This is a genomic window from Streptomyces sp. NBC_00820, assembly GCF_036347055.1.
Taxonomy (GTDB): domain Bacteria; phylum Actinomycetota; class Actinomycetes; order Streptomycetales; family Streptomycetaceae; genus Streptomyces.
The window spans coordinates 6091548-6113958 of record NZ_CP108882.1 but is presented as its reverse complement, the minus strand read 5'-3'; the positions used below and the strand labels follow the sequence as shown (position 1 = coordinate 6113958).

21 protein-coding genes are annotated in these 22411 nt (G+C 72.2%); 6 read left to right on the top strand and 15 right to left on the bottom strand.

The window, feature by feature from the left end:
* Positions 1-99: 99 nt before the first annotated feature.
* Genes OIB37_RS27570 through OIB37_RS27560 form a run of 3 tightly spaced genes read right to left on the bottom strand, consistent with a single transcriptional unit; the run spans position 100 to position 2034 of the window.
* Positions 100-873: a DUF3710 domain-containing protein gene (locus OIB37_RS27570; RefSeq protein WP_330460300.1), complete on the bottom strand. Its 774-nt coding sequence runs from the start codon at positions 871-873 to the stop codon at positions 100-102.
* Position 874: 1 nt separating this feature from the next.
* Positions 875-1453 carry a dUTP diphosphatase gene (gene dut / locus OIB37_RS27565; RefSeq protein WP_443058212.1) on the bottom strand — a complete coding sequence of 193 codons (579 nt, stop codon included), beginning with the start codon at positions 1451-1453 and terminating at the stop codon, positions 875-877.
* A complete protein-coding gene (locus OIB37_RS27560) occupies positions 1450-2034 on the bottom strand; it encodes a PaaI family thioesterase (RefSeq protein WP_330460299.1) in 585 nt (194 codons plus the stop codon). The genes dut and OIB37_RS27560 overlap by 4 nt, the downstream gene beginning before the upstream one ends.
* 113 nt (positions 2035-2147) lie before the next feature.
* On the opposite strand from OIB37_RS27560, the gene OIB37_RS27555 reads away from it, so the two are divergent.
* Positions 2148-2612, top strand: coding sequence for a DUF3093 domain-containing protein (locus OIB37_RS27555; RefSeq protein ID WP_330460298.1), 465 nt, complete (start codon positions 2148-2150; stop codon positions 2610-2612).
* Between the two features lie 330 nt (positions 2613-2942).
* Here the strand turns inward: OIB37_RS27555 and OIB37_RS27550 are convergent, their stop codons facing one another.
* The 4 genes from OIB37_RS27550 to OIB37_RS27535 all read right to left on the bottom strand — a co-directional run bounded on the left by OIB37_RS27550 (position 2943) and on the right by OIB37_RS27535 (position 6459).
* Positions 2943-3851, bottom strand: a complete 909-nt coding sequence (locus OIB37_RS27550) for a hypothetical protein (protein WP_330460297.1) — start codon at positions 3849-3851, stop codon at positions 2943-2945.
* Between the two features lie 13 nt (positions 3852-3864).
* Positions 3865-4161: a DUF4193 domain-containing protein gene (locus tag OIB37_RS27545; RefSeq protein WP_003997302.1), complete on the bottom strand. Its 297-nt coding sequence runs from the start codon at positions 4159-4161 to the stop codon at positions 3865-3867.
* Between the two features lie 393 nt (positions 4162-4554).
* Complete coding sequence (locus OIB37_RS27540) at positions 4555-5799, bottom strand: sensor histidine kinase (protein ID WP_330460296.1); 1245 nt, start codon at positions 5797-5799, stop codon at positions 4555-4557.
* Between the two features lie 6 nt (positions 5800-5805).
* Positions 5806-6459: a response regulator transcription factor gene (locus OIB37_RS27535; RefSeq protein WP_330460295.1), complete on the bottom strand. Its 654-nt coding sequence runs from the start codon at positions 6457-6459 to the stop codon at positions 5806-5808.
* 417 nt (positions 6460-6876) lie between these two features.
* Between OIB37_RS27535 and OIB37_RS27530 the strand changes: the two genes are divergently transcribed.
* Positions 6877-7050, top strand: coding sequence for a hypothetical protein (locus tag OIB37_RS27530; protein WP_330460294.1), 174 nt, complete (start codon positions 6877-6879; stop codon positions 7048-7050).
* 103 nt (positions 7051-7153) lie between these two features.
* On the opposite strand, the gene OIB37_RS27525 is transcribed toward OIB37_RS27530, so the two are convergent.
* Entirely contained in the window at positions 7154-7987 is an 834-nt protein-coding gene (locus OIB37_RS27525; RefSeq protein ID WP_330460293.1) for an inositol monophosphatase family protein, read from the bottom strand.
* A 218-nt stretch (positions 7988-8205) separates the two neighbouring features.
* Positions 8206-9342 (bottom strand): ferrochelatase, encoded by a 1137-nt coding sequence (locus tag OIB37_RS27520; RefSeq protein ID WP_330460292.1) that lies wholly within the window; start codon positions 9340-9342, stop codon positions 8206-8208.
* A 171-nt stretch (positions 9343-9513) separates the two neighbouring features.
* Between OIB37_RS27520 and OIB37_RS27515 the strand changes: the two genes are divergently transcribed.
* Complete coding sequence (locus tag OIB37_RS27515) at positions 9514-10752, top strand: MFS transporter (RefSeq protein WP_330460291.1); 1239 nt, start codon at positions 9514-9516, stop codon at positions 10750-10752.
* The gene (locus tag OIB37_RS27510; RefSeq protein WP_330460290.1) at positions 10712-12031 is read left to right on the top strand and encodes a D-arabinono-1,4-lactone oxidase; all 1320 of its coding nucleotides are present in this window, start codon (positions 10712-10714) and stop codon (positions 12029-12031) included. Before OIB37_RS27515 ends, OIB37_RS27510 begins: the two co-directional genes overlap by 41 nt.
* Here OIB37_RS27510 and OIB37_RS27505 read toward each other — a convergent pair.
* Positions 11955-12719, bottom strand: coding sequence for a hypothetical protein (locus tag OIB37_RS27505; RefSeq protein WP_330460289.1), 765 nt, complete (start codon positions 12717-12719; stop codon positions 11955-11957). The genes OIB37_RS27510 and OIB37_RS27505 overlap by 77 nt on opposite strands.
* A gap of 480 nt (positions 12720-13199) precedes the next feature.
* Between OIB37_RS27505 and sepH the strand changes: the two genes are divergently transcribed.
* On the top strand, positions 13200-14240 hold the full coding sequence (gene sepH, locus OIB37_RS27500) for a septation protein SepH (RefSeq protein ID WP_330460288.1): 1041 nt from the start codon (positions 13200-13202) through the stop codon (positions 14238-14240).
* A 145-nt stretch (positions 14241-14385) separates the two neighbouring features.
* Here the strand turns inward: sepH and OIB37_RS27495 are convergent, their stop codons facing one another.
* On the bottom strand, positions 14386-15237 hold the full coding sequence (locus tag OIB37_RS27495) for a sulfurtransferase (protein ID WP_330460287.1): 852 nt from the start codon (positions 15235-15237) through the stop codon (positions 14386-14388).
* A gap of 309 nt (positions 15238-15546) precedes the next feature.
* Between OIB37_RS27495 and OIB37_RS27490 the strand changes: the two genes are divergently transcribed.
* On the top strand, positions 15547-16338 hold the full coding sequence (locus OIB37_RS27490; protein WP_330460286.1) for a VOC family protein: 792 nt from the start codon (positions 15547-15549) through the stop codon (positions 16336-16338).
* A gap of 125 nt (positions 16339-16463) precedes the next feature.
* Here the strand turns inward: OIB37_RS27490 and OIB37_RS27485 are convergent, their stop codons facing one another.
* From OIB37_RS27485 to OIB37_RS27470, 4 genes are all read right to left on the bottom strand, one after another.
* On the bottom strand, positions 16464-17114 hold the full coding sequence (locus tag OIB37_RS27485) for a thymidine kinase (RefSeq protein ID WP_330460285.1): 651 nt from the start codon (positions 17112-17114) through the stop codon (positions 16464-16466).
* Positions 17115-17156: 42 nt separating this feature from the next.
* Complete coding sequence (locus OIB37_RS27480; RefSeq protein ID WP_330460284.1) at positions 17157-18353, bottom strand: alkaline phosphatase family protein; 1197 nt, start codon at positions 18351-18353, stop codon at positions 17157-17159.
* Positions 18353-18949 (bottom strand): DUF5998 family protein, encoded by a 597-nt coding sequence (locus OIB37_RS27475; protein ID WP_330460283.1) that lies wholly within the window; start codon positions 18947-18949, stop codon positions 18353-18355. The genes OIB37_RS27480 and OIB37_RS27475 overlap by 1 nt, the downstream gene beginning before the upstream one ends.
* Positions 18950-19283: 334 nt before the next feature.
* On the bottom strand, positions 19284-22304 hold the full coding sequence (locus OIB37_RS27470; RefSeq protein WP_330460282.1) for a bifunctional acetate--CoA ligase family protein/GNAT family N-acetyltransferase: 3021 nt from the start codon (positions 22302-22304) through the stop codon (positions 19284-19286).
* Positions 22305-22411: the final 107 nt, after the last annotated feature.

The following is a 22411-nucleotide window of genomic DNA, read 5'->3' as shown; positions in this document are numbered from 1 at the left end:
CGCCACGGGGACATGCGGAAGGGCCGTACCCCGCCACGGGGGTACGGCCCTTCACACTGCTCGGTGTGGCGCCCAGCGAGAGCTCGGCGATCTCCGGTCCTAGCGGACCTCGGTGATCTCCGGTCCGCGCTGGAGCTGACCCATGCCGCCGGAGAAGCGGGAGCCCTCCTCTTCCTGCTGCTGCTGTTGGACACCCTCGGGGACCATCTGGGCGTCGTTCGGCAGCTTGAGGACGATCGGGTCGCGGGGCGCCATCGGGCCCTCGCCGCGGACCACGACCGTGTCCCGGAAGATCTGCTCCAGCAGGCCGGCCGCCTGCGGCTGCACGGCACCCTGGCCGGAGATCACGCCGCGCAGGAACCAGCGCGGGCCGTCCACGCCGACGAACCGGACGACCTGGAAGCCGCCGGTGCCGTCGGGCAGCTGCACCGGCACCTGGGCGCGCAGCTCCCAGCCCAGCGGGCCCTCGACCTCGTCGACGATGCCGCCCTGCTGGGTGATCCCGCCGCCGATCTCGTCGCGGACCTCACCCCAGATGCCCTCGCGCTTGGGTGCGGCGAAGGCCTGCAGCTGAATGGCGCTGTCGCGCAGTACGACGGTCGCGGCGACGATCGCGTCACCGGCGACCTCGACCCGCAGTTCCATGCCGTCGACACCCGGTACGAACAGGCCACCCAGGTCCACGCGGCCCTCGGCCGGCTCGTTCACCTCGGTGCTGTCCCACGGCCCCTCGGGCCGGGGTCCGGGCTCCAGCCGGACGCGCTCGCGCTCGACCTCTTCCACGTCCGCCTCGGTGTCGACGCTGTCGACGACCTGCTCGGCCTCGCCGGCCGCGCCCTCGGCGGCACCCTTCTTGTTGCGACGTCCGAACACGTCACTGTCCTTCCCGGTCGGATACGACCGAAGCGTATCGATTCCCACCCGTCCGACCGCCTGAGGCGGCCTGACCGCTTGTGCCGCTCACATCGCCCACCGCGGCATGGCCACCGGTGGACCCGAAGCCCCCCTCGGCCCGGGCAGAGCCGGGAAGTTCCGCGACCTCCTGGAAGCGGACCCTCTCGACCTGCTGGACGACCAGTTGGGCAATCCGGTCGAAGCGCTCGAACCGCACGGACTCGCGCGGGTCGAGATTCACCACGATCACCTTGATCTCCCCACGGTACCCGGCATCAACCGTCCCTGGGGCATTCACCAGGGCAACACCGCAGCGTGCGGCAAGGCCGGAGCGCGGATGCACGAAGGCCGCGTACCCCTCGGGGAGGGCGATCGCCACGCCCGTCGGCAGTACGGCCCGCTCGCCGGGCGCCAGCTCGCACGCCTCGGTGGTACGCAGATCGGCGCCGGCGTCCCCGGGGTGCTCGTACGCCGGAAGCGGTACCTCCGGATCCACGCGGCGGATCCGCACGTTCAGGGGATCGCGGAGGGCGGGGCCGATGGGGTGGTCGGTGGTCACGGGTTCACCTCGAAAGCGCGGGTTCGCCGGATCTGGTCCGGGTCGCTCATGGCGGCCTTGATCTCCTCCTCGCGGCCGTGGTCGACGAAGTGGTCGACCTTGACCTCGACGAAGAGGGCGTCGGCACGGACGGCAACGGGTCCCTCGGGGCCGCCGATGCGCCCGGTGGCGGTCGAGTAGATCTTCCGCCCGGCGACGGCGGTGACCTCGGCCTCCAGATACAGCGTGGTACCGACGGGGACCGGCCGCACGTAGTCGGTCTCCAGCCGGCCGGTGACGGCGATGGTCCGCAGCAGCCAGTTCAGCGAGCCGAGGGTCTCGTCCAGGGCGGTGGCCAGCACGCCACCGTGCGCGAGACCGGGGGCGCCCTGGTGGGCGGCCTGGACGGTGAACTCGGCGGTCAGCGAGACACCCTCGCCGGCGCGCGCCTCCAGATGCAGTCCGTGCGGCTGGCCGGGACCACATCCGAAACAGTGTTCGTAGTGGGCGCCGAGAAGTTCGCCGGGCGCGGGCGCGTCGGGATGCCGTACGGGTTTCACCGCGTCGGCGGGGGGCTGAAGAGCCGCGGAACTACCACTCACAGGCGCAGACCTTACCCGTCCGTCCGTCACCCGCCACCGCCCTGCCGGGCAGGGCCACGCACCGGCCCGCCCCGACTCCGGGGACATGCGGCCTCCGTGCCAAGCTTGGCTTCATGCAGCTCTCCGCCACCCCTTACGAAGAACGCCTCACCGCCCCCCGCTCGTGGTGGGCCATCAGCTTCCTCGTGGGCGTCGCGTTCGCCCTCGTCCTGCTCCCGTTCGGCACGCTGCCGCTGCTCGGCGGCCTGGTCGGCGGTACGGCGGCGGCCGCGGTGGTGGCCAGCTCGTACGGCTCCCAGCGCATCCGCGTGGTGGGCGGCTCGCTGATCGCGGGCGAGGCGAAGATCCCGGTCACGGCGCTGGGCTCGTCCGAGGTGATGGACGCGGAGGAGGCCCGTGCCTGGCGCACCTACAAGGCCGACACCCGCGCCTTCCTGCTGCTGCGCGCGTACATCCCGACCGCGCTCCGGGTCGAGGTGACCGACCCGGAGGACCCGACGCCGTACCTGTACCTGTCGACCCGCGAGCCGGAGCGGCTGGCCGCGGCGATCGCGGAGGCCCGGGAGCAGAAGGCGTAGGAGCCTCGGAGCCTCCCGGCCCGCCGGTAGACCGGGGACCTTCGCCGGTCCCGTGGGTCCGTTCCTGCGCTGTGGGTCCCCGTCCCGTGGGACCGCTCCCGTCGTGAGGCCGCTCCCGTCCCGCAGATCCGCTCCCGTCCTGTGGGTCCGTCCCCGCCCTGTGGGGTCGCGCGCCGGTCCTGCGTGTCCGCTCAGGCCCTGCGGGCCCTCGCCGGTCCCCGCGGGCCCATGCCGGCCCAGCGGCCCCTCATGAGTCCTGTGGGGCCCTTCACCGGCCCTGCGTTCCCTGGTGGGAGCTGGAGTTCGTCAGTCCTGTGGTTCGCCGGGAGGTCAGCCCAGCTTCAGTGGATCCTCCGGCTCCTCCAGCGGGGGCTGCTCCGGCAGCTCGTCCCAGGGAACCTGGATCTTCCGCAGGTCCTTGCGGACCAGGGCGGCGAGTCTCTTGGTGTCGCGGCGGTTCATGACCGCTCCGACGGCGGCGCCGACCATGAACGGGATGAGGTTGGGCAGATCCCGGACCAGCCGCTTCATGATCTGCTGACGAAGTTCGCGTTTCATCCGGCCCCCGAGGGCCATGTCGATCGTCGACGGCTTCATCACGTCGATTCCGCGCTCCCCCGACCAGGAGGACAGATACGCGGCACTGCGGGCGGCGAGGTTCCCCGGCGGCCGTACGCCGTACACCTCGTGAAGTTCGGCGATGAGCTTCAGCTCGATCGCGGCGACCCCGGTGATCTCCGCGGCCAGCTCGGTCGGCATGGCGGGCGGCACGGGCAGCATCGCGGCCGCCCCGATCCCGGCTCCGACCGTCGAGGTCCCTGCCGCCGCGCCCGCCACCAGTTTGTCGGCGAGCTGCTCGGGTCCGAGACCCGGGAACTGCCTGCGCAGGGTAGCGAGGTCACGTACGGGGACACGCGGGGCGATCTCGATGATCCGGTCCGCGAGGTGGCCGAGCCCCGCGCGGGCGCGACTGCCGGCCCTGCGGGCACCTTCCCGGGCCAGTTGCCGGGCCTTGTCCCGGATCACCACGGCCTCGTGCCTCACCGCGGCCCGCCTGGTGGCGGGCTCGCGTGCCGGCGTCGGCTGGTCGGGCCGGCCGGCCGCCGGTTCGAGCGAGGCTCCCGTTCCGGGAGAGCCCCGCTCGTCGTCACGCGCACCATGCGGGCCGTCGGACGGCGGCCCTTGGTCCGCTCCCCCGAAGGGGAAGCGGCGCTTCCGCGGGGGGGTCGAGCCAGTCACGGCCGACCCCTCCTCAGTCGCAGTCGCGGCAGATCGGCTGGCCGTTCTTCTCTCGGGCCAGCTGGCTGCGGTGGTGAACCAGGAAGCAGCTCATGCAGGTGAACTCGTCCTGCTGCTTCGGCAGCACTCGGACGGCCAGTTCCTCGTTCGAGAGGTCGGCTCCAGGAAGTTCCAGGCCCTCTGCGGCCTCGAACTCGTCGACGTCCACCGATGAGGTGGACTTGTCGTTCCTACGGGCCTTCAGCTCTTCGAGGCTGTCCGAGTCGACGTCATCGTCGGTCTTGCGTGGAGTGTCGTAATCGGTTGCCATATCGCTCTCCCCCTCTGGGTGTCTGCGGTGTCTCCAGCGCACGTAACGCGTGAGAGGCCGGACTTGTGCCCGACCTGAGGCGGAGATTTTGCCTCACATCAAGGTCTGTTACTCAATCGACACCCAATCCGATCTCTCAAGAGTGATCGGGTTGGATGGCGGTGAGGACCGTACACGGTTCGAATGCCGCACCTCAAAGGCGCCTCACCGTGTACTTCCCGTGATCAAGAGTCCCGAAAACCCGGATTTTACCGGCTTTCCACCTGGTGTCATGATCACGGAGAGTAGATGGCCGGAAATCCGTCCATGTGATCGATCACACAGGAACAACCCCGCTCGGCGGTCTGAAAATTCCGCGCAAAGCGAACATGTTCCGCGAGTGCCGAATTACGGTCACAACGGAAGGGTGACACGCATCACCAGTCCTCCGCCCTCCCGGGGCCGTGCCGCGATGTGGCCGCCGTGTGCGCGGGCCACGGAACGCACGATGGACAGACCGAGGCCGACCCCCTTGTCGCTGCCCGTTCGCTCCGTACGGAGCCGCCTGAAGGGCTCGAAGAGGTTGTCGATCTCGTACGCCGGCACCACCGGCCCGGTGTTCGACACGGTCAGCACTGCCTGCCCGTGCTCGACGTCGGTGGCGACCTCCACCCATCCTCCTTCGGCCACGTTGTAGCGCACCGCGTTCTGGACCAGGTTCAGCGCGATCCGCTCCAGCAGCACGCCGTTGCCCTGCACCACGGCGGGCTTGCGCTCGCCGCGGATCTCCACGCCCTTGGCCTCCGCCTCGGCGTGCACCTGGTCGACGGCCTGGGAGGCCACCTCGGCCAGATCGACGGGCCCGCGCTCGATGATCTGGTTGTCGCTGCGGGCGAGCAGCAGCAACCCCTCGACCAGCTGTTCGCTGCGCTCGTTGGTGGCCAGGAGGGTCTTGCCGAGCTGCTGCAGCTCCACCGGCGCGTCCGGGTCCGACAGGTGCACCTCCAGGAGCGTGCGGTTGATCGCCAGCGGGGTGCGCAGCTCGTGGGAGGCGTTGCCGACGAAGCGCTGCTGGGCGGTGAAGGCCCTTTGCAGGCGCTCCAGCATGTCGTCGAAGGTGTCCGCCAGCTCCTTCAGCTCGTCGTCCGGGCCGTCCAGCTCGATCCGGCGGGACAGGTCGGATCCGGCCACCTGGCGGGCGGTGCGGGTGATCCGGCCGAGCGGGGACAGCACCCGGCCCGCCATCGCGTAACCGAACGCGAAGGCGATCACCGCGAGGCCCAGCAGGGCCAGCAGCGAGCGGCTGAGCAGGTTGTCCAGGGCCGCCTGGCGCTGGTGGTCCATGCACTCGCTGACCGCGGCGTTGAAGGCCTGCAGCGACAGGCCGTTGGTGATCGCGTGGCAGTTGGCGCTGGCGACGTTCAGGCTCTGGAAGCCGACGATCTTGAACAGCGGCTGGTTGCCCGTGTTGATCGCCTGTGCGGCCAGCAGATAGATGATCGACAGCAGCAGGATGCCGGCGATCAGGAACATGCCGCCGTACAGCAGCGTGAGCCGTATCCGGATGGTCGGGCGCAGCCACGGGAAGGGCGGCTGCGGGCGTCGGGGGTCCCAGGTGGGTTTCGGGGGCGCCTGGGGCGTGGCGGGCGTCGCGGCCATGGCGGATCAGATCCGGTAGCCGGAGCCGGGCACCGTGACGATGACGGGTGGCTCGCCCAGCTTGCGGCGCAGGGTCATGACGGTCACCCGCACCACGTTGGTGAACGGGTCGGTGTTCTCGTCCCAGGCCTTCTCCAGCAGCTGTTCGGCCGAGACGACCGCGCCCTCGCTGCGCATCAGCACCTCCAGGACCGCGAACTCCTTGGGCGCGAGCTGGATCTCCTTGCCGTCGCGGAAGACCTCGCGCCGGTTGGGGTCGAGCTTGATCCCGGCACGCTCCAGCACGGGCGGCAGCGGCACGCTCGTACGGCGTCCGAGGGCGCGCACGCGTGCGATCAGCTCGCTGAAGGCGAACGGCTTCGGGAGGTAGTCGTCGGCACCGATCTCCAGTCCCTCGACGCGGTCGCTGACGTCGCCCGACGCGGTGAGCATGAGCACGCGCGTGGGCATGCCCAGCTCCACGATCCTGCGGCAGACGTCGTCGCCGTGCACGCGCGGGAGGTCACGGTCGAGGACGACCACGTCGTAGTCGTTGACGCCGATGCGCTCCAGGGCGGCCGCACCGTCGTACACGACGTCGACGGCCATGGCCTCCCGGCGCAGTCCGGTGGCCACCGCATCGGCGAGCAGTTGCTCGTCCTCGACGACGAGTACGCGCACGTCGCTTGTCCTTCCTCTGTCCACCCGCGTAGCGCGCCGCGGCGCCTGCGGAAGGGAGTGTCCGTGGGAGTGTGGCGTCCATCCTGCCCTTTTCGGCCATAAGTCGGCTGTAAGGCGGGAGCCCGGGCCGCAGGGACGACTGTGGCGGGGCGGAATGACGAGATTTTCTCCTCCGCCGAGGTTTCCCCGGAGGGGAGCGGGGGGAGGACGGCTTTACACCCCGCGATCACGCTCTGCATGTGCCGCAGCACCATGCGGTACTCCGCGGTCCGCTTTCCGCAGAGCGGGCGTGGGTGTCCGGCACCGTGGCCGCCCGGCAGGGCAGCGCTGGGCACCCGCGAGAGCCGTGATCGCCTCTTCTCCAAACCGGCACACCCCCGTGCCACCGACCCACGACCCTGGACGAGGGGGCGCAGCATGGACGCATTCACCGCAGGACTTCTGCAGCGCATAAGGGCGACCGAGTCCGACCTGTCGCGGGCTCGTGACGAGGGCGACGACTTCCTCGTCGAGGTGGAGCAGGCCGAGCTCGACGACCTGAAACGCCTCGCCGCCGAACACGGTGTGGAGGTCGGCGCGTCACGCGTCTGATCAGCGCGAAGCGCAGCGGCGGGACCCTCGGCGAATCCAGCGCCGGGGGTCCCGTCGTGTTCTCCGCGAGTGCTGTTCTACACCCGCGCGAGGCGGTTGCGCGTCAACCCGCCGGGAACGTTCCGTCGTGCCATGCCCCGAAGTCCTCCAGCAGCCGCTGGAGGGGCTCGAAGACCCCCGGTGTACCCGCGACGGTCAGCTCCCGCGAGAGCCGCTCTCCGGGCCGTCCACCGGTCAGGGCGCCCGCCTCCCGGGCGATGAGGTCACCCGCGGCGAAGTCCCACGCGTTCAGTCCCCGCTCGTAGTACCCGTCCAGCCGGCCGCAGGCCACGTCGCAGAGGTCGACGGCCGCCGATCCGCTGCGCCGGATGTCGCGCAGCAACGGGATGAGCCGGCCGGCCACCTCGGCCTGGTGGGCGCGGACCTCGGCGACGTAGTTGAAGCCCGTGGAGACGAGCGTCTGGTCCAGCGGGGGCGCGGGGCGGCAGGACAGCGCGCGCTCCCCGTCCCACGCGCCGGTGGCCCAGGCGCCCCGGCCGCGTACCGCGTGGTACGTCTCGCCGCGCATCGGCGCCGCGACGACCCCGGCGACCGTCTCCCCGTCCTGCTCGGCCGCGATGGACACGGCCCAGGTCGGCAGGCCGTACAGGTAGTTGACGGTGCCGTCGAGCGGGTCGATCACCCAGCGGATGCCGCTGGTGCCCTCGGTGGCGGCGCCCTCCTCGCCGAGGAAGCCGTCGTCGGGGCGCCGGCCGGAGATCAGATCGGTGATCAGCTTCTCGGCCGCGATGTCCATCTCGGTGACGACGTCGATCGGGCTCGACTTGGTCCTGGCCACCGCCAGGTCGGCCGGCCGGCCGTCCCGCAGCAGCTCGCCGGCGCTGCGGGCGGCCTCCTGGGCCAGTTCGAGCAGTTCCGTGTGCAGGGCCTCGGTCACGGGTCTCCTCACGCGTAGGGGGGGGTGTCTTGTGGAGAGCGGGTCGGCGCAGGGCGACGGGGCGCCGGCGCCGGCCTGGGCAAGGTCCGGTGGATGCGGCCGCGGGACACGGGGGCGGCCGGAGCGGCGCTTCGTTGCGGCGGCGCGCGACGGCGGCAGCTGCGGCAGCGGCAGCGGCGCGGCGGACGGCCGTACCGGTTCCCGTGTCGCCGACACGGTCAGGACGAGGTCCCCCACGGACTGTCCGCGCCCGCGGCGGCCGGGTGCGGGGCGCGGGCCGGGCAGCAGCCGACCGGGCAGAGGTCGTGGCTCGCGCCGAGCGCGCCCAGGGCGCACGGCGTGACCCGCTGCCCGCGCTCCGCGGCGGCCCGCTCCAGGATCAGCTCGCGGATCGCCGCGGCGAACCGGGGGTCGGCACCCACGGTGGCCGAGCGGCGCACCGGCAGCCCCAGCTCCCCGGCCTTGGCCATGGCCTCCGTGTCGAGGTCGTAGAGGACCTCCATGTGGTCGGAGACGAAGCCGATGGGCGCCATGACGACGGCCGGGACGCCGGCGCCGTGCAGGTCCTCCAGGTGGTCGCAGATGTCGGGCTCCAGCCACGGGATGTGCGGGGCGCCGGAGCGGGACTGGTAGACGAGCTGCCAGGGGTGGTCGACGCCGGTGCGCTCGCGGACGGCGTCGGCGATCAGCCGGGCCACCTCCAGGTGCTGCGCGACGTAGGCGCCGCCCTCGCCGTGGGCCTCGACGGGGCCGGAGGTGTCGGCCGCGGAGGTCGGGATGGAGTGGGTGGTGAAGGCGATGCGGGCGCCGTCGCGGACGTCCTCGGGGAGATCGGCGAGCGAGCGCAGCACTCCGTCGACCATGGGCTCGACGAAGCCCGGGTGGTTGAAGTAGTGCCGCAGCTTGTCGGTCTCCGGCGGCTCCAGGCCCTCGGATTCGAGCACGGCCAGCGCGTCGGCGAGGTTCTCGCGGTACTGGCGGCAGCCCGAGTAGGAGGCGTAGGCGCTGGTGGTGAGCACCAGGACGCGGCGGCGGCCGTCGGCGGCCATCTCGCGCAGGGTGTCCGTCAGGTACGGCGCCCAGTTGCGGTTGCCCCAGTAGACCGGCAGATCCAGGCCGCTGTCGGCGAAGTCCTTGCGGAGGGCGTCCAGCAGGGCGCGGTTCTGGTCGTTGATGGGGCTGACCCCGCCGAACAGGAAGTAGTGCTGCCCGACTTCCTTGAGGCGTTCCTTGGGGATGCCGCGCCCGCGCGTGACGTTCTCCAGGAACGGGACCACGTCGTCGGGGCCCTCGGGTCCGCCGAAGGAGAGCAGGAGCAGGGCGTCGTAGGGGATGGCATCGAGCGCGTCTGGCATGTCTCGATCCTGCCACTCGGTACCGACAGCCGAGAGGCGGCGGGGTGAAGAGTCGCATTCCATGCCTTTTCATGCGATTTTCCGGCCATGATCCCTGATGCGATTAGGGTTACCTAACTCGTAAGCTGTATCAGCCGCATTCGCGCCTTACCGAGTCGCTTCGGAGATCACGTGCCCAGCCCCTACCGCGCCCTGTTCGACGAACCCGGCACGAAGCGTTTCTCCGCCGCGGGGTTCCTCGGCCGGATGCCGCTGTCGATGATGGGCATCGGCGTGGTCACGATGGTCTCGCAGCTCACCGGGCGCTACGGCCTCGCGGGCGCGCTGTCGGCCACCATCGCGCTGTCCGCCGCGGCGATCGGGCCGCAGATATCCCGGCTGGTGGACCGGCACGGGCAGCGCCGGGTGCTGCGTCCGGCGACCCTGGCGGCGCTCGCGTCGGCCGCCGGGCTGCTGGTCGCCGCCTCGCTGCGTTGGCCGGACTGGGTGCTGTTCGTCTGCGCCGCCGGCATCGGCACGGTGCCGAGCCTCGGCGCGATGGTCCGTGCCCGCTGGGCGGCCCTGTACCGGGGCACCCCGAAGCTGCACACCGCCTACTCGTTCGAGTCCGTCGTCGACGAGACGTGCTTCATCTTCGGGCCGATCATCTCCATCGGCCTGTCCACGGCCTGGTTCCCGGAGGCGGGTCCCCTGCTCGCGGCCTGCTTCCTGGCCGTCGGCGTCCTGTGGCTGACCTCCCAGCGCGCCACCGAGCCCGAGCCGCACCCGCGCGAGCAGCACGGGAGCGGAAGCGCGCTGCGCTCGCCCGGGCTCCAGGTGCTGGTGGCCACCTTCGTGGCCACGGGCGCGATCTTCGGGGCGATCGACGTGGTCACCGTGGCCTTCGCCGACGAGCGCGGTCACAAGGCCGCCGCGAGTGTGGTGCTCGCGCTGTACGCCGCCGGTTCCTGCGCGGCCGGCGTGGTCTTCGGGTTGCTGCGGTTCACCGGGGCCCCGGAACGCCGTTGGCTGCTGGGCGTGAGCGGGATGGCCGTGAGTATGATCCCCCTCCTACTGGTCGGGAACCTGCCGCTTCTGGCCGTGGCGCTGTTCGTTGCGGGGCTGTTCATCGCGCCGACGATGATCACGACGATGTCCCTCATCGAAGAGCACGTACCTCGCGCGAACCTCACCGAGGGGATGACCTGGGTGAGCACCGGCCTCGCGGTCGGGGTCGCGCTCGGCTCCTCGGCGGCCGGCTGGGTGATCGACTCGGCCGGCGCGCGGGCCGGGTACGGGGTTCCGGCCGTGTCCGGGGCCGTCGCGGTCGCGGTCGGTTTCCTCGGGTACCGCCGGCTGCGCAGGCCGGCGGCGGGGCGGGGAGGCACCGTTGAGCAGCACAGTGAGCGGCAAGAACGGCACCTGGCGTAACTGGGGCGGGAACGTCAGCGCCCGCCCCGCCCGGCAGGTCACTCCGGCCTCGGTGGAGGAACTGGCCGCCGCGGTGCGCCGGGCCGCCGAGGACGGACTGAAGGTGAAGGCGGTCGGCACCGGCCACTCCTTCACGTCCATAGCGGCCACCGACGGCGTGTTGATCCGCCCTCAACTGTTGACCGGGATCCGTGACATCGACCGCACCGCCATGACCGTCACGGTCGAGGCGGGCACCCCGCTCAAGAGACTCAACGCGGCCCTGGCGCGCGAGGGCCTGTCGCTCACCAACATGGGCGACATCATGGAGCAGACCGTCTCCGGGGCCACCAGCACCGGCACCCACGGCACGGGCCGCGAGTCGGGCTCGATCTCCGCACAGATCACGGCGCTCGAACTGGTCACCGCGGACGGCTCGGTGCTGACGTGTTCCGCGGGGAAGAACCCCGACGTCTTCGCGGCCGCGCGCACGGGCCTCGGCGCGCTCGGCGTGGTCACCGCGATCACCTTCGCCGTCGAACCGCTGTTCCTGCTCACCGCCCGCGAGGAGCCGATGCCCCTCGACCGGGTACTGGCCGAGTTCGACCAACTGTGGGCCGAGAACGAGCACTTCGAGTTCTACTGGTTCCCGCACACCGGCAGCACCAACACCAAGCGCAACAACCGCAGCGCGGGTCCGGAGCAGCCGGTGGGGCGGCTGGCCGGCTGGTTCGAGGACGAGTTCCTCTCCAACGGCGTCTTCCAGGCGGCCCAGTGGGCCGGCCGCGCCGCACCCGCCACCGTCCCGGCCATCGCCCGGATCTCCAGCAGGGCACTGTCCGCGCGGACGTACACCGACATCCCCTACAAGGTCTTCACCTCACCGCGCCGGGTGCGCTTCGTGGAGATGGAGTACGCCGTCCCGCGCGCGGCCCTGGGCGAGACGCTGCGCGAACTGAAGGCCATGGTGGAGCGCTCCGGTCTGCGGGTGAGCTTCCCGGTCGAGGTACGCACCGCCCCGGCCGACGACATCACCCTGTCCACCGCCTCCGGCCGGGACAGCGCCTACATCGCCGTCCACATGTTCCGGGGCACTCCGTACCAGGCCTATTTCACCGCCGCCGAGCGCGTCTTCACCGCGCACGAGGGCCGGCCGCACTGGGGCAAGGTGCACACCCGTGACGCGAAGTACTTCGCGGGGGCGTACCCGCGCTTCGGCGAGTTCACGGCGTTGCGGGACCGTCTTGACCCGGAACGGCTGTTCCAGAACGACTACTTGCGGAGGGTTCTGGGGTCGTAGGCGTGGCCGTGGTCCCGCCGGGCGTGGGGGGCGGGGTGACCTGGGCCGGGGTGGACGGGGTGGCCGGTCCGTGGCTCGACTTCCCGTCCGGGGAGCCGCTCGGCGCGGGAGTGGCCGGCTCGGGCGTACCGCCGCGACCGGTCGAGGGGGCGCCGGTGCCGGGAGCGTCCGAGGGGGACGAGGGCGACGAGGAGGGTCCGCCGACACCGGTCTTCGGGGAGTGGGCGCCGCGGCCGCCGTCGACGGCGTCGCTGACCGTCGTACCCCTGCCGCCGCTGAAGCTGTTGCCGGACACCAGCTCGTACGTCGTGATGCCGGCCATGGTGACCCCGAAGACGAGGGCGGCCGCGACGACCGGGCGCTTCCAGCTCTTCACGCGCGCGCGGTAGACGGTCGCGTCGCCGAACTCGCCCGCGGCAGTCCCTTCCTGCTCCTGCGACGCCCGCCCCTTCGGCCGCGGTGCGCCCTTGGCCTCGCGCAACTGCTCACCGGTGCGCCGGAAGAGCTGCTGGAAGAAGGAGCCGCCGCAGGTGGCGATCACGCTGACGACTCCGGCGCCGAGGATCGTGCCGTACACCCCGAAGTACGAGGCCAGTTTGGCCGCCACCACCGCCGCGAGCGCGCTGCCCGCGACCTGGGGGACGCTCAGCTCGAACCGCTTCCGACCCGCTTCGGGCGTTTCACGCATACCCGGAACCTGCCTGCCTTTCCCGTACTTGATCGACATTGAGCGATCTACCGCAGGAGAAGGGACGTACGAACGAAACCATTAGTTCCGTTTCTGGACATAGCGTGAACTTCGCCACGTTCACCCCCACCGCGACCCGGCCTCATACGGCCAAGTCGCACCCCTTGCCAGAAGTTGGGCGGCGCGCCAATCCACGCGAGTGGTCCGAATGGAGTACTGTTGCGAGCCCTGGGCCCGGTCTCCCACCAGGGTGTCCGCGGCCTTGCGGGACCGCCGGGAGGGGGCTAGTTGCACAGGGTGATGAGGTTCGTCACTTAGCGTTGCGAATTGGTAACCGTGCCATAACGGCGATCCCGGGCCCGTGCCCGACACGCCGGGCAACTCGGCAAGGTTGTGGCAGGCTGCACCCGGGCAGGCCACACTCGACTAGCGGAAGCAGCGACGCACGTGACGTCGGCAGGCACCACCCGGGAGGTTCCCATGCCCGAACTGCGTGTCGTGGCCGTCTCCAATGACGGCACACGGCTGGTGCTCAAGGCTGCCGACGCGACGGAGTACACCCTTCCGATCGATGAACGGCTGCGCGCCGCCGTGCGCGGTGACCGTCCCCGCCTCGGCCAGATCGAGATCGAGGTGGAGAGCCATCTCCGCCCCCGTGACATCCAGGCCCGCATACGTGCCGGTGCCACCGCGGAAGAGGTCGCCCAGCTCGCCGGCATTCCCGTCGACCGGGTACGGCGCTTCGAGGGACCGGTGCTGGCCGAGCGCGCCTTCATGGCCGAGCGGGCCCGCAAGACCCCGGTCCGCCGCCCCGGCGAGAACTCCGGCCCGTTGCTCGGCGAGGCCGTACAGGAGCGGCTGCTGCTGCGCGGCGTCGAGAAGGACACCGTGCAGTGGGACTCCTGGCGCCGCGACGACGGCACCTGGGAGGTCCTCCTCGTCTACCGGGTCGCGGGCGAACCGCACTCGGCGGGCTGGACGTACGACCCGCCCCGGCGGCTCGTCCAGGCCGTCGACGACGAGGCGCGCTCGCTGATCGGTGAGTCCGACGACCTCGCCGTACCCGAGCCGAGTTTCCCGTTCGTGCCGCGCATCGCCCGGCTGCCGCGCGAGCGTTCGATGGACCGCGCCCTCGACCGGAGCGACCGGGACCGGCCGAGCCTGCCCGCGCAGGCGTCCGAGCCCGCCGACGAGAGCACCGGCGAACGCGACTCGCTGACCAGCCTCCTTGAGGCGGTGCCGAGCTTCCGGGGCGACCTGGTGGTGCCGGAACGGCCGCCGGAGACCTCGGAGGAGACCCCCGAGGAGCCCGCGACGGAGGAGCCTCCGGCGCCCGCCGCCTCGGCCGGCTCGGCCTACGCGGACGTCCTCATGCCCCGCTCCGTGACCAGCCACCGCGACCGGCTCATCGGCGCCACCGACCGGCAGGCCGAGGCCGACGGCGTCCGCCCCGGCCGCAGGGCCGCGGTGCCGAGCTGGGACGAGATCGTCTTCGGTACCCGGCGCAAGAAGCAGGAGTAAACAGGCCGTACGGCCGTTTGAATCGCAGGCGTTCGTACGAGCCGACGGTCGCACGAGTTCACGGCCGTACGAGTTCACGGCCGTCGACTCGCACGAGTTCACGGTCGCGGGAGGTGGGGGCGCACGTGCCCCCACCTTCCGCCGTCTACTGCGGGTCCGCGCCGACCGCCACCGGGCGGGACGGGTCGGCGGACCACTCCGACCACGAACCCACGTAGAGGGCCGCCGGAACACCCGCCACCGCGAGGGCCAGCACCTCGTGCGCGGCCGAGACGCCCGAGCCGCAGTACACGCCCACCGGTGCGTCCCCGGACACTCCCAGGGCCTTGAAGCGGTCCCTGAGGTCCGCCGCGGGCAGGAACCGGCCGTCGGGGCCGACGTTCTCCGCCGTCGGCGCCGACACCGCGCCCGGGATGTGCCCGCCGACCGGGTCGATCGGCTCGACCTCGCCGCGGTACCGCTCACCCGCGCGCGCGTCGAGCAGCACACCCGAGCGGGCCAGAGCCGCCGCCGCGTCCGCGTCGAGCAAGCCGACGGCGCCGGGCGCCGGTTCGAAGTCGCCCTCGGCCGGAGCGGGCACGTCCGTCGACAGCGGCCCCTCCCACGCCGGCAACCCGCCGTCGAGGACCCGCACGTCCGGGTGACCCGTCCAGCGCAGCAGCCACCACGCGCGCGCGGCCGCCCAGCCCTGGCCGCCGTCGTACACGACGACCGGCCGGGCGGCCGACACGCCCGCGCGGCGCATGGCCGCGCCGAACGCGTCGGTGCCGGGCAGCGGATGCCGGCCGCGCGCGCCGGGAGCGGAGGCGAGTTCGCCGTCCAGGTCGACGTAGACCGCGCCGGGGACGTGTCCGGCCGCGTACTCGGCCCGGCCGTCGAAGGCCGGGGCGCCCGCCGCCTTCGACGCGCTCAACTGCCAGCGGATGTCCAGCAGGACCGGCGGGGTCTGTCCGGCCAGGTCCCGGGCGAGTTCGGATGCGGTGATGATGGCTGTCATGACATCCATCCATACGCCAGGGGTGGCCGCGGCGTCCAGGTACGGCTACTCTGCTCGGCCGGACACGTTCGATCACCGGGTGTACCGGATCGGGCACACGCTGTACAACTGACGGACGCCCCGCCGGCCACCGTCCGCAAGCGGCGAGAGACGTCGGAGCGGACATCCTCCCCAGGTGGCACCGGGCGGCACGGCACGCGTCACGGCGAAGGATGTGGGTACCGGCACGGGCGTGCGCGCCAGCGGCACAGCCCTTGCGGGGAGCGGATGCGACACGGCCACCGTGAGGGGCCGGGGAGAGAGTGATCGATGACCGAGGCACGGGAGTCGGCCGGCCCGTACGCGCGACGCGCGCCCGGCACACCCTGCTGGGTGACCCTGATGGTGCACGGACTCGCGGACACCAGGGAGTTCTACGAAGAGCTGTTCGGCTGGGAGTTCGGACCGGACCCGCGGCAACTCGGCCCCTACGTACGGGCCCTGCTGGACGGGCACGAGGTGGCGGGCATCGGCCAGCTGCCGCCGGAACTCCGGCTGCCGGTCGCCTGGACGCCCTACCTCACCTCCGACGACGTCGACCGGGCGGCGGACCAGGTGCGGCTGTGCGGAGGCACGGTGGCCGTCGGGCCCCTGGACGCGGCGGAGGACGGCCGGATGGCCATCGCCTCCGACCCCTCCGGGGCCGTCTTCGGCATCTGGCAGGGCGCCGCGCACCCCGGCACCACGATCACCGGTGTCCCCGGCGCCCCCGTCTGGAACGAGCTGCACACCTACGAGACCGTGGGCGTCGCCAAGTTCTACGAGACCGTGTTCGGGTACGCGGAGGAACCTGAGGTGTCCGCCGACTTCGACTACGTGAACCTGTACGTCGAGGGGCGCCCGGTGGCCGGTCTGCGCGGCATGGGACACACGCTGCCCCGGGACCGGGGGTCGCACTGGCTGACGCACTTCGAGGTCGCCGACGCCGACGACACGCTGCGGCGGGTAGTCCAGCTGGGCGGGCAGGTGGTGCGGGCGTCCCAGGAAACCGCGCACGGCCGCGTCGCCACGGTGGCGGACCGGGAGGGAGCGCTCTTCTCGGTGGTCCAGGGGCCGCGCTGAGCGGCCGCCCGGTGTCCCGGGGCGGAAAACCGGACCGTCCCGGTCACCCGATCGGGCGGTCGGCTTTCACCGACCCCCTTCCTCCTCGTCCCGGATCCGACGACCGCTGTCACCGGCAGCACGGGTCAGACCGATGTCACCGGCAGCACGTCCGGGGACAGGGTCGCCGCGCGGGACGACGCGGCGGTCATCCGGCGCCGGTGGTGACGGCGGCACAGGACCTCGTAGCCAATCTCGCCCCCCAGGCGGTTGACGTCTCCGATGACGACCTGGGCGCCCTCGACAACCATTTCCCCGCCCACTGTGCGGGCGTTGTGCGTGGCGCGGGCGCCGCACCAGCACAGGGCCTCGACCTGGAGCACCTCTATGCGGTCGGACAGTTCCACCAGCCGCTGGGAGCCCGGGAAGAGCTTGGAACGGAAGTCGGTGGTGATGCCGAAGGCGAAGACGTCCACGCCGAGGTCGTCGACCACGCGCGCGAGCTGGTCGATCTGGTCGGGCGCGAGGAACTGCGCCTCGTCCGCGATCACGTAGTCCGCGCGACCGCCCTTCGAGAGGTGGTCGACGAGGTAGGCGTACAGGTCCTGGCCGTCCTCGACCTCCACCGCGTCGGTGACCAGACCGAGCCGGGAGGACAGCTTGCCCTCGCCCGCGCGGTCGTCCCGGGTGAAGATCATGCCGACCAGGCCGCGCGCGGACCGGTTGTGCTCGATCTGCAGAGCCAGCGTCGACTTCCCGCAGTCCATCGTTCCGGAGAAGAACACCAGCTCGGGCATGAGGGGTTGAACACCTTTCGGCGAGTAGTCACAGGGGGCGGTTCAGGAACGTACTTCGAGCAGGGGGACCAGTTGCTCGGCGGGGGTCATCGAACCGTGGTTGCCGACCATCTTCGACTCCTTGGGTTCCCGCTCGGACGCGATGATCAGGACGTCGTCGTGCGCGGCCGCGACCACGTCCCCGATGCGCTCGTACACGCGCTCGTCGCACGCGCCGGGCGGTCCGAACCAGCCCGCGTCGATCGCCTCGTCCCGCGAGGCCACCCAGAACTGCTCGCCGAGCACCTCGCGCCAGACGGTCAGTACGTCGTTCTCGGCGCCCGGCACCGCGTACACGTGCCGCGCCCGGCCCTCTCCGCCCAGCAGGGCGACTCCGGCGCGCAGTTCCCAGTCCTCGTCGAAGTCGATGCGGTGCTGATCGTCGAAGGGGATGTCGACCATGCCGTGGTCGGCGGTGACGTAGAGCGCGCTGCGCGGCGGCAGCTGCTCGGCCAGGCGCTGGGCGAGCCGGTCGACGGTCATGAGCTGGCCGCGCCAGGTGTCGGAGGCGACGCCGTAGCGGTGGCCCGCGCCGTCCAGTTCCGCGTAGTAGGTGTACACGAGCGAGCGGTCACCGGCGGCCAGCTGTTCGGCCGCGAGGTCCATGCGGTCCTCGCCGGTCAGCCGGCCGATGAAGGTGCCGCCGCTGAGCGCGACCTTGGTCAGCGGGGTGTTGGCGAAGGTGGGCGAGGAGACCTGCGCCGCGTGGACGCCGGCCCGCTCGGCCAGCTCGAAGACCGTGGGGTACGGCTGCCAGGTGTACGGGTCGGTCCACGGCTGCCAGCGGAGCTGGTTCATCAGCGCGCCGGTGGCCGGGTTGCGGACCGTGTAGCCGGGCAGGCCGTGGGCGCCCGGGGGCAGGCCGGTACCGACCGAGGCGAGCGAGGTCGCGGTGGTCGCCGGGTAGCCGGCGGTGAGCGGCCGGCCGGTGCCGCCCCGCGAACTGCCGAGCAGCGAGTTCAGGAAGGGTGCCTCGTCCGGGTGCGCCCTGAGCTGCTCCCAGCCGAGCCCGTCGATCAGGAAGACACAGGCCCGGTCGGTCCCGGTCAGCTCTTCGATCGTGGCGGTCATGCCGGGGACGCCCATGCCCGCGGCGAGCGTCGGCAGCAGGTCGGCGAGCGAGCCGCTGCCGTACTCGGGCAGTGGTGCGCTGTCCAGGGCGAGCGGTTCCGGGTGGTCCCAGGGCGAAGGCAGGGACATCAGCGCGTGATGTCCGCGGTCGCCTCGGAGATGGCCTGCGCGAAGGCGAGCGCCTGGCGCACCGTCTCCGGGCCGTCCCCCGCCTCGCTGACGCGCAGGCTGAGGTCGTCCGCCGTGGAGCTGCCCGTGTAGCCGTGGTCGGCCTCGCAGTTGGGGTCACCGCAGGCGGCGGGCTCCAGGTCGAGGCGGCTGACCGCACCCCAGCCGATGGTCAGCACGACCTCGCGGGGCAGCGTGCCCGGCGTGTACTGCTCCGGGTTCGCGACCACGCGGCTGACCACGACCGAGGAGATCCGGCCGAGCTTCACGGACTCCGTGGACGTCGTGGCGTACGGCGTCGGGGAGGTGCTGTCGGCGGCCTGCTCGTCGGTGTGGCTGACGATGAAGCGGTTGCCCGTGAGGACCAGGACGGTCACATGACGGCGGACCTCGTTCTGGTCGAACGTGGTCTCCTGGTGGACCAGGTACGACCGGATGGGCTCGCCGCCCACAGCGGCCTCCACCGCCTCGGCCACGAGGGCCGGGTAGTAGCCGCTGCGCTCGATCGCCGCGCGCAGCCCCTGGGTCGTCGTACTGGTCTTGGCCATGGCGTCCATCCTAATCCGTGGGCAAGGGGGGTCAGGGCCAGTCACGCTCACCCGTGGCGGCCTCCACACCCTGGCCGGACGCCCGCGCCGGGCACCCGGTCCCGCCCCCGGCGGGCGTGGGGTCTCCTCCGGGGCGGGCGAGCGGAAGAGCCGGTCCTGGACGGCGGACGGCCCGGGAACGAGGACGGGTGCGACGAAGACCACTTCCCGGCCGGCGGTGCCGGCACCCTCCTCTGCTCCCCTGGATACCCCGGGTGGATCCCTTCGAGACCTTGGGCGGATCCGTTCGAGGCCCCGGGGACCGGCTCACCCCCTAGCCCCCTGGTGTGCCGGCGCGCGGGCCTCAGTACGCCGGCAGTATGCGCGGGCCCAGGTCGTCGCGGGCGGGTGGCGGGGCGAGCCGTACGGTCGCGCTGAGGACGCTCACGCCGTGCTGGGCGACGACCACCGGCTCCAGGGTGACGGCGACGACCTCGGGGTTGTCGTCGACCAGCCGGGACACCCGCAGCAGCAGTTCCTCCAGGGCGGGCGTGTCCACGGGCGTGGAGCCCCGCCATCCGAACAGCAGCGGTGCCGTCCGGATGGAGCGGACCATCGAGGTCGCCTCCCGGTCGGTGACGGGGACCAGCCGGTGCGCCATGTCGCCGAGGAGCTGTGAGGCGGCTCCGGCGAGGCCGAAGGAGAGCACGGCCCCGGCCGCCGGATCGATCACGGCGCGTACGACGGTGTCGACACCCCGGGGCGCCATGCCCTGCACGACCGGCCGCAGCTCCTCCGGCTTCCCGAACAGGTCGGTCAACTCGGCGTAGGACCGTCGCAGTTGCTCCTCGTTCGCGAGGTCCAGCCGGACGCCGCCCAGGTCGGCGCGGTGTCTGAGGTGGGGGGCGGTGGCCTTGAGGGCCACCGGGTAGCCGAGGGTGCGGGCGGCCTCGGCCGCTGCGTCCGGGGTGGGCGCGGGGAGCGCCTGGCGGACGTGGACGCCGTAGGCGGCCAGCAGCTCGCAGGTCTGGTCCGGGCCGATCGTGAGGCCCTGCCCGCGCGCCAGCAGGGCGCCGATCAGCTCGGCGGCCCGCTTCTCGTCGATGTCGTCGTACTCGGGCACCTTGCCCGGATCGGCGGCCTCGCGCCGCCACTGCGCGTACTTCACTGCCTCGGCAAGGGCGCGGGCAGCGCGCTCGGCGGCGGGGTAGGCGGGGATGAGGCGCTGGGCGGAGGGGGAGGTTCCGGAGGTTCCGGAGGTCTCGACGGCGTCGGAGGTGCCGGTTGGGCCAGGGGTTCCTGTGGCTCCTGTGATGCCAGTGGTGCCGGTGGTGTCGGTGGTGCTGGAGCTCGTACGCGAGGAGGGGGTGGAGGAGGCGAAGGCGGCTTTCGGCGGGCGCGGTGCCGTGGTGGGCGGTCGTCGGGCAGGGGGGAACTCCGGGGCGCCGGTCCCAGTCCCGTCTCTGGCCCCCGCGCCCGCGCTCGCGCCGGCCGCCTTCTCGACGGCCTGTGGAGCCGTGCTCGCCGCCGCCGAGAGCGCCTCGGCGAGGCCGCCGAGCTCGATGTGCACGACCAGCACCGGTTTGCCCGGGGCCGTGGCGGCCGCCGACCTCAGCGCCTCCGCCAGCTCCGCGTCCTCCTGTGACCCCTCCCCGATCGCCGGGATCGCGGTGACGATCACCGCGTCGCACGTCTCGTCGGCCAGCGCCCGCGACAGCGCCCGGTGGAAGTCGTCCGCCGTCGCCGCCGTCGTCAGGTCCAGCGGGCGGGTGGGCCGCAGGCCCTCCGCGAGGCAGCGGTCGTACGTCAGCATGCCCAGCGACTCGGAGTTCCCGAGGATCGCGACCCGCGGCCCGGCCGGCAGGGGCTGGCGGGCGAGCAGCAGGCCGGCGTCGACCAGTTCGGTGATGGTGTCCACGCGGATCACCCCGGCCTGCCGGAGCAGCGCGGAGACGGTCGCGTGCGGCAGCCGTGTGGCCTGCACCGTGTGTCCCTGCGGCGCGGACCCGGTGCCCTGCACCACGACGAGCGGCTTCGCGGCCGCGGTCCGCCGGGCGAGGCGGGTGAACTTGCGGGGGCTGCCGAGGGATTCCAGGTACATGAGCACGACGTCGGTGTCCGGGTCGTCGTACCAGTACTGCAGGACGTCGTTGCCGGAGACGTCGGCCCGGTTGCCGGCGGAGACGAACGTGGACACGCCCGTGACCCCGGTGACCCCTCCCCCACGCCGGTGCAACCGGGCGAGCAGCGCGATGGCTATGGCACCGGACTGGGCGAACAGCCCGATCCGGCCCGCGCGGGGCGGCTCCGGCGCCAGCGAGGCGTTCAGACGAACGTCCGGGGCGGTGTTGATGACGCCGAAGGCGTTCGGGCCGATGATCCGCATGCCGTAGGCGCGCGCGTGCCGGACGAGGGCCCGCTGGCGCTCGCGTCCCTCGGGTCCGCTCTCGGCGTATCCGGCGGAGAGCACGACGAGGCCCTGCACCCCGTGTGCGCCGCACTCGGCGACCACGCCGGGCACGTCCTCGGCCGGTACGGCGACGACCGCGAGGTCCACGGGCCCCTCGATGTCCCGCACCGAGCGGTACGCGGGCACGCCGTCGATCTCCGTGAGGTCGTCGGGGAAGGACTGGTTCACCGCGTACAGCGGCCCCTGGTAGCCGGCGTCCCTGATGTTGACCAGGACGCTGCGGCCCACCCCGCCGGCAGCGCGGCCGGCGCCGATGACGGCGACGGAGCCGGGTGCCAGCAGCCGTCGCACGGAGCGGGCTTCGGCGCGCTGCTCCCGCGCCCGCTGTACGGCGAGGGAGCGGTCGGTGGGTTCGAGGTCCAGCTCCAGGCGTACGACGCCGTCCTCGAAGCTGCGCTTCTGGGTGTAGCCGGCGTCCGTGAACACCTTGATCATCTTGGTGTTGGCGGGGAGCACCTCGGCGGCGAAGCGGCGGATGCCCCGCTCGCGCGCGACGGCGGCGATGTGCTCAAGGAGGGCGGAGGCGACACCGCGGCCCTGGTGGGAGTCCTGTACCAGGAAGGCGACTTCGGCCTCGTCGGCCGGAGCGGAGGCGGGCAGTCCGCCCGCGCCGATACGGTCGTAGCGTACGGTGGCGACGAACTCGTCGCCGATGGTGGCCGCGAGCCCCACCCGGTCCACGAAGTCGTGGTGGGTGAAGCGGTGGACGTCCTTGGCGGAGAGCCGGGGGTACGGCGCGAAGAAGCGGTAGTACTTCGACTCGTCCGAGACCTGCTCGTAGAAGCTGACCAGACGGTCGGCGTCGTCGATGGTGATCGGGCGCACGCGCGCGGTACCGCCGTCGCGCAGCACCACGTCCGCCTCCCAGTGGGCGGGGTACTCGTGCCGGTCCCGCCGGTCCGCCGAGGTCTGCATGGGCCCCAGATTACGGCTCGCGTACGACAACGGCGTGGAGCGGTTCGTGAGGGACCATGGGGGGACACAGTCGGGCCGAGGCCGCGGTCCGACGACACGCCGGGGCG

Excerpts from the sequence above, each read along its gene's own strand:
- sepH (WP_330460288.1), top strand. The coding sequence starts at position 13,200 with ATGCCCGAACTGCGTGTCGTGGCCGTCTCCAATGACGGCACACGGCTG.
- OIB37_RS27470 (WP_330460282.1), bottom strand. The coding sequence starts at position 22,304 with ATGCAGACCTCGGCGGACCGGCGGGACCGGCACGAGTACCCCGCCCAC.
- OIB37_RS27485 (WP_330460285.1), bottom strand. The coding sequence starts at position 17,114 with ATGCCCGAGCTGGTGTTCTTCTCCGGAACGATGGACTGCGGGAAGTCG.
- OIB37_RS27540 (WP_330460296.1), bottom strand. The coding sequence starts at position 5,799 with ATGGCCGCGACGCCCGCCACGCCCCAGGCGCCCCCGAAACCCACCTGG.
- OIB37_RS27545 (WP_003997302.1), bottom strand. The coding sequence starts at position 4,161 with ATGGCAACCGATTACGACACTCCACGCAAGACCGACGATGACGTCGAC.
- OIB37_RS27495 (WP_330460287.1), bottom strand. The coding sequence starts at position 15,237 with ATGACAGCCATCATCACCGCATCCGAACTCGCCCGGGACCTGGCCGGA.
- OIB37_RS27505 (WP_330460289.1), bottom strand. The coding sequence starts at position 12,719 with ATGCGTGAAACGCCCGAAGCGGGTCGGAAGCGGTTCGAGCTGAGCGTC.
- OIB37_RS27490 (WP_330460286.1), top strand. The coding sequence starts at position 15,547 with ATGACCGAGGCACGGGAGTCGGCCGGCCCGTACGCGCGACGCGCGCCC.
- OIB37_RS27520 (WP_330460292.1), bottom strand. The coding sequence starts at position 9,342 with ATGCCAGACGCGCTCGATGCCATCCCCTACGACGCCCTGCTCCTGCTC.
- OIB37_RS27480 (WP_330460284.1), bottom strand. The coding sequence starts at position 18,353 with ATGTCCCTGCCTTCGCCCTGGGACCACCCGGAACCGCTCGCCCTGGAC.
- OIB37_RS27555 (WP_330460298.1), top strand. The coding sequence starts at position 2,148 with ATGCAGCTCTCCGCCACCCCTTACGAAGAACGCCTCACCGCCCCCCGC.
- OIB37_RS27475 (WP_330460283.1), bottom strand. The coding sequence starts at position 18,949 with ATGGACGCCATGGCCAAGACCAGTACGACGACCCAGGGGCTGCGCGCG.
- OIB37_RS27530 (WP_330460294.1), top strand. The coding sequence starts at position 6,877 with ATGGACGCATTCACCGCAGGACTTCTGCAGCGCATAAGGGCGACCGAG.